Consider the following 9,383-nt stretch of genomic DNA (forward strand, 5'->3'; position numbering starts at 1 on the left):
CGCCAGAATTACAGCGGCGCTGTCCGCGCGTTGCTTTAGCGCGCGCTAGGCGAGTAGAGCGGTGAGGAAGATTAGCTGCATTTGCTCGGGGCTGTTGACCTGGAAGGCGGCTCCACCGGTGGTATCGGCGATGGCCTGCAGCTCGTCCAGCTTGATGTCCGGGCCGATCCCCAGCAGCACCACCCGGATCGGCCTGGTTACGTCTGCGAGCAACTCAAGCTCGCGCTGCACCTTGCGGATATCCGTTCCGGTGGTGTCCCGCCCGTCGGTGAAGACGACCAGAGTGTTGGACAGCGCGGGATCGTAGCCGTTGAGCATCTCCTGATAGCCCGCGATGATCGACTGGTACAGCGGACAGGCGTCCACACCCGGTACCGGGTTGGCCTGGGTCACCGCTCCGATGAGCTTGTTGCGCTGAGTGGAACCCGCCGGGCCGATGGTCTCCAGCGGCACCAGGTTGGTGTGTCCCTTGCCCACGAAGGCCCACAGTCCAAGCTTGCTTTCCGCCGTGAAGAAGGTGAGTCCCGTGGTTGCGGCTTCCTTCATCACCTGCATCCGGCTCTTGGCGGTACCGTTGAGCGGCAACGCCATCGACGACGTCGCGTCGACCATGGCAACCACCCGAGACGCTGTCCGCGCGGAAACCCAGACCGCCAAGGCGCTTTTCACCTTCGCCATGTCGGTCAACGGTTGGAGGTGAATGGCCCCAGCGGTGACCCCATGTCCGGTCGGGAAGCCGGAGCCGGCTGTGCCATCCGCGGCGCGCAGCCTGTGCTGAGCCAACAGCGCCTTGTTTTGGGGGCTGGTCAACGCGGAACGGAAGGCAGCCGCTGCAGCGGCAACCTGCCGGGGCTGGCGTGCCCTTGCCGCGTAAGGAAAGTCGAGAGTCGCCGCGTCGGCGAGCGGAACCGCGGCCATCGGCGTCGCGGAAGCCCCTGCGTTGTGAGTCAGCAGAGCCTGCTCGCTAACGGGCGCGCCGTTCATCCCCTTGCTGCCGTCGCCCATCGCCTGCCACAGACCGTTGACATCATTAACTGCGCCGCCCAGGGTGCGATAGACCTTGACCAGAACGGGAAGGTCGGCCGGCGAGGCGACCACCGCGTCGGAGAGCACCATGGCGCCCACCATTCCTGCGGTGTCGCGGCGCGGCTCCACCAAGCCAAGCTTGAGCTTGCCGGCCGGATCCAGCGCGAGCTTCTTGATGATCGCGGCATCTATGCCCTGTCCGAGTTCCTTTTCCATCCCACGCGCGACCGCTTCTGGGACGGCCAGCACGATCGGGCTCGACGCGACCGACAGGATGTTGGTGTCGAACATGTCCCGGTCGATCGCCCGCACGCGGCCCAGCCAATAGGACGACTCCGGAATCCACACTGTGGGAAGGTCGGCGTCCGAAGGGGTTGGCACGGGCTTGGCCGCCACATCAACCAGGCCGCCGGAATAGGTACCCAACTCGGTAGCCACTTCATAGGAGGGCTTGGCCACCACGTCGACCCGGACGCAATCACCCTCAATCGATGGCCTCGTGGCCGTCCAGGCTGTACCGATTTCGGCGATCACGGGCGCGATGGCCGGATCGGCAGCGACCGTGAGCCTGATTCCTGAAGCGCTGCACCCGTCCGCGTCGGCGGAGACAGACTTGAGGATTACTGCGCCCAACCCGATGAGGGACAACGCGCCGATGACGATAACGGGGGTGCGCACGGCTCTGCTTCCGAACAGACTGGACGGACGATGGCGGCCAGACATGGGGTGGCTCCGAGTCTTCACAGTGGCGGGCATTACTGACGGGTTACTTAGGCCGTCAGCTTAGGCCCCAACAACGTGAACACAACTCGGAGATCGGCCAATTTACTCACCGTAGCGGCTAAACAGCAAAGGGCGCACGGGAACTCCGTGCACCCTTTACTGTTATGTCGCTTAGCGAGCCTTTTTGGTGGCGCGCTTCCGAGGCGGGGTAAGGAGCTCGGCGACCGTGGCGATGGCCGACGGCACCAGGCTGTAGTAAGCCCACACGCCGCGCTTGTCCCGGTTCAGCAAACCGGCCTCGGTGAGGATGCGCAGGTGGTGACTAACGGTCGGCTGAGACAGACCCAGTGGAGCGGTCAGGTCGCAGACACAGGCCTCGCCCTCCGGAGCCGACTGGATCAGGCTAAGAAGCCGGAGCCGGGCCGGGTCGGCGAGCGCTTTGAGGACACCGGCGAGACGCTCGGCATCGGCACGTTCGATAGGCTCGCCGGCAAGCGGCGAGATCTGAGGCAGCGGGGTTTCCACCAGGGCAGTTCCCACGTGATCCATCCTTCCAACAACAGCATCGATCCACCTACATATTAGCAGGTACGGATCTGACTTCCGTTAGGCCGACAGGTCAAGGTCGGCCAACGTATAGGCGGCTCGATATGACAGTCCGGCGGTACGAACCGCCTCACCCGCGCCTCGATCAACAATAACCGCTACGCCGATGACCTCGGCACCCGCCTCGCGGAGGGCGTCAACCGCGGTGAGAACGCTACTCCCCGTAGTGTTTACGTCTTCGACAGCGAGCACCTTGCGGCCTTCCACACCGGGTCCTTCGATCCGGCGCTGAAGGCCATGTACCTTGTCCGCCTTACGCACCACGAAGGCGTCCAAAGGACGATTCGCGGTGTGCATCATCGCAGTGGCTATGGGATCGGCGCCCATGGTGAGTCCACCTACGGCGTCGAATTCCCAGTCTGCGGTGAGCTCGTTCATAACTTGTCCAACGAGCGGGGCGGCGCGATGGTCAAGCGTCAGTCGACGCATGTCCAGGTACCAATCCGATGTCGCACCTGACGAAAGAACAAACTCTCCACGCACCACTGCAAGGTCAGTGATGAATTTACGGAGTTCGTCATGTGCGGACATGGACCCGAGACTACAACGCGTGATGAACCCTGGCTAACCCGGGTGCACTATTCGGTGTCGCGCCCCGTTCGCACCCGCGCCGTGCGCGCGAACCGGCGCAGTAGGCGAGTGGGAGTGTGGCGCATAAAGCCCACCAAAACCTTGTATTTCCATCCCGGAACACTCACCGAGCGGCCTTTTCCCAAGTCCTTGAGCGCTGCGTCAACCACGTTAGGTGCCTGTAACCACAACCAATTCGGCGTTTTGCTCATGTCTATCCCGGCCCGGGAGTGAAACTCCGAGCGGGTGAATCCCGGGCACAAAGCCAACACCTTTACGCCGTGACGAGCAACCGAAAGTCCAACAGATTCGCTGAAATGTATGACCCATGCCTTGCTGGCCGGATAGGTACTACCGGGCATAGTGGCCGCGAACCCCGCGACCGACGACACATTGATGATGTTGCCACTACGTCGAGTAACCATCCCCGGTAGGGCGGCGTGTGTCAGCCTCATCACGGCGTGAACATTGACCGAAAGTAGGTACTCCTCTTGCTCAACGGATGATTTTAGAAAAGGAGTATTCAGGGAGAGTCCAGCATTGTTGACCAGAAGCTCGAAGGCTTCCTCGCGCAGCCGCGCTTCCACACTCTCCACACCGGACGAGGTCGAAAGGTCAGCCGACAGCGGGGTGGCCCGCACCGAATAGGTCTGCGTGAGCGCCTGGCAGAACTCGTCGAGCCGGGCGGCATCGCGTGCCACCAGAACCAAATCCCAGCCATCGTTGGCCAACCGCACCGCGAAGGCCTTACCGATGCCGGCGGTGGCGCCGGTGACGAGAGCTGTGCGGCGGCGCGGCGCCTTCTGGGCGGTGGCGGCCGGCGCGGCTTGCGGAGTGGCGGCGACTGGCGTTGTCATGCCCTGACTGTAAATGGCCGGGCGCCCCTTGCGGGACGCCCGGCCGTCATGCCGTGGATGGCCTTCGGAGTTACGGCGCCGGGTAGGACGGTGGTGTCCAGACCGGCTCTTGCTTGCGGAAATAGGGGTTCGACGGGGGAAGCAGCAGCAGCACGACGATGGCGATCGACGCGATGAGCGAGATGATGCTCAACACCGTCGTGGTCGGGCTGAGCCAGCTCGGCAGGAGCGCCGCCGTGTCAGTAGCGATCTTCTCCGTGTCGATGTCGCTGGGAGCGCCCATGCCGCTGAAGCTGTTCCCGGCACCCAGCGCCGCGACACCCACCAAACCGCAGCAGATGCCGAAGAGGCCGACCACGACCCAGGTGGTGATGCGAGCCCACTGCTTACCCTTGCCCACAAATACGGCAAGGATGATGTAGACGACCGCAACCAACAAGGCGAACCCGGCCGCGACGTAGGACAGCACGGGGGTCAGGGCGGCAGCTGCCTCCGCCTGGTCGGCTGGGTAGCCCCCGTCTTTGTAGATGGTCACCAGCTTTTCTTCCGTGGTGATCGTCGCCTGATATATCGACAGCGCCACGGTGACAAGACTGAGCAAGGCCATCAGGTAGAGCAGGAGCGAGGCAAGGCTGACTGTGCCCGGGCGAGCCTGGTTGCCACCGGGCTGCTCTGGCACGAGGTACCCGGATGGGGGCGTCGTGTAAGACATACGATCACCGTAAACCCATCGCCATCCGCCCGCCTGAAACTTGAGGCGGAACCTGTGTCCCTCCTGAGAAGGAGAGCCCTCAGCTGACCGTCAGGGTCTGCCCTTCCCGCTCGACCGTCACGTTGTCGCCGTCGCGGATGGCCCCGGACAGCAGCGCCTTGGCCAGCTTGTCGCCGATCGCGGACTGCACCAGCCGGCGCAGCGGCCGCGCCCCGTACTGCGGGTCGTAGCCGTGCTCGGCGAGCCACTGCCGCGCGCCATCGGAGACGGTCAACGTGAGCCGGCGGTCGGCCAAGCGGCGGCGGAGCCGGTCGAGCTGAATGTCCACAATGGAGGCCAACTCCTCCTGGCGCAGCGGGCGGAAGACCACGATGTCATCCAGGCGGTTGAGGAACTCCGGTTTGAAGTGCCCCCTCACCGCCGCCATGACCGCGTCGGAGTCGTGGGCCGCGTGCGAGCCGAGGTTTGAGGTGAGAATCAGGATCGCGTTGCGGAAGTCGACAGTGCGGCCCTGACCATCGGTCAGCCTGCCGTCGTCGAGCACCTGCAGCAGCACGTCGAACACGTCCGGGTGAGCCTTCTCCACCTCGTCGAGAAGCACCACCGTGTACGGGCGCCGGCGCACCGCTTCGGTCAGCTGGCCCCCCTCCTCGTACCCGACGTAGCCCGGCGGAGCACCGACGAGCCGTGCGACCGAGTGCTTTTCGGCATACTCGCTCATGTCGATGCGGACCATGGCCCGCTCATCGTCGAAGAGGAACCCGGCCAGAGCCTTGGCGAGCTCGGTCTTGCCGACGCCGGTTGGCCCAAGGAAGAGGAACGAACCGGTCGGCCGATCGGGGTCGGCCACCCCCGCCCGTGCCCGCCGCACCGCGTCGCTGACGGCCGCGATGGCCTCCGGCTGCCCGACGACCCGGGCCCCGAGCGACTCTTCCATCCGCAACAGTTTCGCGGTCTCGCCTTCGAGCATGCGCCCGGCGGGAATGCCCGTCCACGACGCGACCACCTCGGCGATGTCGTTCGCGCCGACCTCTTCCTTGAGCATGGCGCCGTTGGACTGCAACACATTCAGCTCGGCCTCGGCCTTGCTCAGCTGCAGCTCCAGCTGGGGGATGCGGCCGTAGCGCAGCTCGGATGCCTTGCCCAGCTCGGCGTCACGCTCGGCGCGGTCGGCTTGGCTGCGAAGCTCTTCGAGCTGTTCCTTACTTTGCGAGATGGCTTGGATATGGGCCTTCTCCTCTTTCCAGCGCGCGGACAGCGCGGAAAGCTGCTCGCGCCGATCGGCCAGCTCGGCACGGAGTTTGGCCAGCCGCTCCATGGAGGCGGGGTCAGACTCCTTCTCCAGCGCCATCTCCTCGATTTCCAAGCGGCGCACCTGACGCTCGATCTCGTCGACCTCCACCGGGCGGGAGTCGATTTCCATACGCAGCCGCGACGCAGCTTCGTCAACGAGGTCGATTGCCTTGTCGGGCAGGAACCGGTCGGAGATATAACGGTCGGAAAGCGTGGCGGCGGCGACGAGGGCGGCGTCGGTGATGCGCACACCGTGGTGCACTTCGTAGCGCTCCTTCAGCCCGCGCAGGATGCCTATGGTGTCATTGACACTCGGCTCACCCACGAGCACCGGCTGGAAACGGCGCTCCAGCGCGGGATCCTTCTCGATGTGCTCGCGGTATTCGTCCAATGTGGTCGCGCCGACCATGCGCAGCTCGCCGCGGGCGAGCATGGGCTTGAGCATGTTGCCCGCATCCATCGAGCCTTCGCCCTTGCCCGCGCCCACCACGGTGTGCAGCTCATCGAGGAAGGTGATGACCTGACCATCGCTGGCCTTGATCTCTTCCAGCACGCTCTTGAGCCGCTCTTCGAACTGGCCCCGATATTGCGCTCCCGCCACCATCGCGCCCAGATCGAGACTGACCAACTTCTTGTCGCGCAACGACTCTGGAACGTCTCCGGCCACGATGCGCTGAGCCAAGCCCTCCACGATGGCGGTCTTCCCCACGCCTGGCTCGCCGATGAGCACCGGGTTGTTCTTCGTGCGCCGCGACAGCACCTGGATGACCCGGCGAATCTCGGTGTCACGCCCGATCACCGGATCGACCTTGCCGTCGCGGGCTCGCGCGGTCAGGTCGACGCCGTATTTCTCCAGCGCTTGATACTGCTGCTCGGGATCGGGGGTGGTGACTCGGCGGTCGCCACCGCGAATCTTCGGGAACGCGGCGACAAGCGCCTCCTCGGTGGCACCCTCCCGCTTGAGGGTCTGCCCGGCCTGCCCGCTCACGTTAGCCAGACCGGCGAGCAGATGCTCGGTCGAGACGAACTCGTCGCCCAGCGGGCGGGCGATCTGCTCCGCCGCGTTGATGGCGTTGACGAACTCGCGCGACAGCGACGGCTCGGCCACGCTGCTGCCGCGTGCCGTGGGCAGCTGTTCCACCGCACGCGCCGATGCCCGGCGGATCTCCACCGGATTGGCGCCGACCGCGCGCAGCAGACCCGGCGCGGTCGAGCCGCCGGTGTCCAATAACGACAGCAGCAGGTGCCACGGCTCCACGGTGGCATGCCCGCGCTGTTGCGCGATGGCCACCGCCGAGCTGATGACTTCACGAGACTTGGTGGTGAGACGTTGAGTGTCCATAGCAGAGTTGAGTCTAGCCGACTCAACTTGCTAGCGCGAACACCTCAACCTTGATCCAGCTACCGAAACCGCGGCCGGGGGATTATTCTGCGGCGGTTGCATCGGTATCCAGGCAGATAACGGATTGGTGAACAGCTCTTCCCAGTTACGCCCTGTACACGCTAGGTTGCCGCTGCAGCAATGCCGCTGGTCAGTGGGTGCGATTTGTCGGGGATTCCCCGATTTGAAGGGCAGGAGGCAACCGGCATGAGTGCAACCTCCCAGGTGTTCCGTGGGTTCGCTAACCCGGTTGATCCCAGCCCCAACGAGATGCGCGCCTGGGCCTATTCGCCCGACTCGGTGCCGCTGAGCTCGATGCCGCCAGATTGGGACCTGCTCATCTCGGGCGACCGCCTGGTCTCAACGCTTTTCGATCTCGCAATGGACCCGGCCTGCCCGGCTCGCCGCTTCGCGTTGCACTGCTGCTACATCTACGCCGCCGACGCCATCCGCACCGGCTTCAAGGCCCATCCTCGGCGCAAGCTGCGCAAGCTAGTCGAGGAGGCCGAGGAGGAAGGCGACGAGCTGATGGCCACCTGGGCGCACAACACGCGGGTCCTGCTGGCCAAGCCCACCCTCTTCGACTACCACGACTGGTGTGAGGGCGGCCTGGTGCGGCACGTCCGCCGCCTGCAGTGAGGCAGCGGACGCACCCGTACTCAAAATTTATGAACCCATCCGGTCAATGCCGTCTTTGGCCGCGTCGGCGCCCTTATCGACGTGCTTGTCCATGCTGTCCGGCGTCATCTTCTTAGCGGACTCCTTCGCTGAGTCCGCGGCCCCCTTGGCCTTGTCTTTCATGCCGCCCATCATGTCGTTAGCCTTGCCGGAAACCTGGTCGGACTTGCTCTTCGACGCGCTCGCCGCCTTGTCCTTAGCGTCCTTGGCAGCGTCGGTGTCGTCGTCCATACCAAGCATTCCCTTGGCTTTGTCCATGATGCCCATTGAGATCCCCCAACCTCAGTCGGCACAGCCCGAAAGATCGGGCTTGCTCTCCGATCAAGCCTAGCTGGCCAGGGGAGACGTCGTCAGTCTTCGCCTGAAGAGCGTGGACGCCATACCACAAGCGCGGTGGAAGCGCGGCTGACCGGCAAAAGATCTGTCCGCGGGAAGGCGGAAATGGTTTCCAGCTGCGCCAGCCTGGCGTGTGCGCGCTCAAGCGCCTCGCTCAACTGCATCAATTGCTCGCGCAGGTCCTCGACGACGTGCTCCAAGCCGATGATCCGCTTGACGCCGGCGAGATTGACGCCGTCCTCCTGGCTCAGCCGCTGGATCTCCCGCAGCAGCTCGACATCGCGCAGGCTGTACCGCCGGCCGCCACCCGCCGACCGGCTCGGCTCCACCAGGCCCATCCGGTCGTACTGACGCAGCGTCTGCGGATGCATTCCGGCCAGCTGAGCTGCTACCGAAATAAGCAGCACTTTCGCCGATGGGTCCATTGTGGTCACCTCAGATCCTCGAGATGGTCGCGGCGGGCAGGCGGGGTCAGGGACTCGTAGCGGTCGAGGGCCTCCCGCGCCTCGGGTGAAAGCTCGGCAGGCATCACTATCTCGACGGTAACCAGCAGATCGCCGGAATGGCCATCTCGTTTTGGCACACCTCTGCCCCGCACCCGCAGGACACGGCCGCTGGGCGTCCCGGCCGGGACACGTACCTTCACCATGCCGTCCAAAGTGGGCACACGCACCTCGGCACCCAGCACGGCCTCCGGATAGGTGACAGGCACCGTGACGGTCAGGTCATCGCCGGACCGGCCGAAGATCGGGTCCGGGCGCAGGATTGCCTTGACGAACAGGTCACCCGCAGGTCCACCGCGTTCCCCCGGCTCGCCGCGTCCGGCCAGCCGGATCCGTTGCCCATCAGCGACTCCGGGCGGAATCCGCACGTTAAGGGTGCGGGTCTTGGTGATGCCGCCCGTCCCGCCGCACTCCGGGCACTTCTCGTCGACGATCGTGCCCACGCCCTGACAGTCGCGGCACGGCTCGGCGAACCCGAACGCTCCCTGATTACGGTTGACCACTCCTGAACCATGGCAATGCGGGCAGGTACGCGGCTGCGTCCCCGGCTTGGCCCCCGTGCCATGGCACGTGTCGCAGACGCCAGGCGCCCGAAGGGTCAGCGGAAGCTCGACACCCTTCACCGCGTCGAGGAAGTCCATGACGATCTCGGCCTCGACATCGCGACCCCGGGCGGGGGCGGTCCGGTAAGCCGGACC

At 65.0% G+C, this 9,383-nt stretch carries 10 protein-coding genes; 1 reads left to right on the plus strand and 9 read right to left on the minus strand.

From position 1 onward, the window contains the following. Positions 1-45: 45 nt before the first annotated feature. From Rhe02_RS48800 to clpB, 6 genes are all read right to left on the minus strand, one after another. The gene (locus Rhe02_RS48800; protein WP_203915437.1) at positions 46-1,704 is read right to left on the minus strand and encodes a VWA domain-containing protein; all 1,659 of its coding nucleotides are present in this window, start codon (positions 1,702-1,704) and stop codon (positions 46-48) included. Between the two features lie 216 nt (positions 1,705-1,920). Further along, positions 1,921-2,298: an ArsR/SmtB family transcription factor gene (locus Rhe02_RS48805; protein WP_020522607.1), complete on the minus strand. Its 378-nt coding sequence runs from the start codon at positions 2,296-2,298 to the stop codon at positions 1,921-1,923. 57 nt (positions 2,299-2,355) lie between these two features. Then, entirely contained in the window at positions 2,356-2,886 is a 531-nt protein-coding gene (pyrE, locus tag Rhe02_RS48810; RefSeq protein WP_203915438.1) for an orotate phosphoribosyltransferase, read from the minus strand. A 47-nt stretch (positions 2,887-2,933) separates the two neighbouring features. Beyond that, a complete protein-coding gene (locus Rhe02_RS48815; protein WP_203915439.1) occupies positions 2,934-3,782 on the minus strand; it encodes an SDR family NAD(P)-dependent oxidoreductase in 849 nt (282 codons plus the stop codon). Positions 3,783-3,852: 70 nt separating this feature from the next. Beyond that, positions 3,853-4,494 (minus strand): hypothetical protein, encoded by a 642-nt coding sequence (locus Rhe02_RS48820; protein WP_203915440.1) that lies wholly within the window; start codon positions 4,492-4,494, stop codon positions 3,853-3,855. A 79-nt stretch (positions 4,495-4,573) separates the two neighbouring features. After that, on the minus strand, positions 4,574-7,129 hold the full coding sequence (gene clpB / locus Rhe02_RS48825) for an ATP-dependent chaperone ClpB (RefSeq protein ID WP_203915441.1): 2,556 nt from the start codon (positions 7,127-7,129) through the stop codon (positions 4,574-4,576). A 246-nt stretch (positions 7,130-7,375) separates the two neighbouring features. Here clpB and Rhe02_RS48830 point away from each other — a divergent pair, with 246 nt between their 5' ends. Beyond that, entirely contained in the window at positions 7,376-7,807 is a 432-nt protein-coding gene (locus Rhe02_RS48830) for a hypothetical protein (protein ID WP_203915442.1), read from the plus strand. Between the two features lie 27 nt (positions 7,808-7,834). On the opposite strand, the gene Rhe02_RS48835 is transcribed toward Rhe02_RS48830, so the two are convergent. The 3 genes from Rhe02_RS48835 to Rhe02_RS48845 all read right to left on the minus strand — a co-directional run. Then, positions 7,835-8,113, minus strand: coding sequence for a hypothetical protein (locus tag Rhe02_RS48835; protein ID WP_203915443.1), 279 nt, complete (start codon positions 8,111-8,113; stop codon positions 7,835-7,837). A gap of 83 nt (positions 8,114-8,196) precedes the next feature. Further along, positions 8,197-8,607, minus strand: coding sequence for a heat shock protein transcriptional repressor HspR (locus Rhe02_RS48840; RefSeq protein ID WP_203915445.1), 411 nt, complete (start codon positions 8,605-8,607; stop codon positions 8,197-8,199). A gap of 5 nt (positions 8,608-8,612) precedes the next feature. Next, on the minus strand, positions 8,613-9,383 hold a 771-nt coding region (locus Rhe02_RS48845), incomplete at its 5' end, for a DnaJ C-terminal domain-containing protein (RefSeq protein ID WP_203915444.1).

It is taken from the genome of Rhizocola hellebori (assembly GCF_016862955.1).
Classification (GTDB): Bacteria; Actinomycetota; Actinomycetes; order Mycobacteriales; family Micromonosporaceae; genus Rhizocola; species Rhizocola hellebori.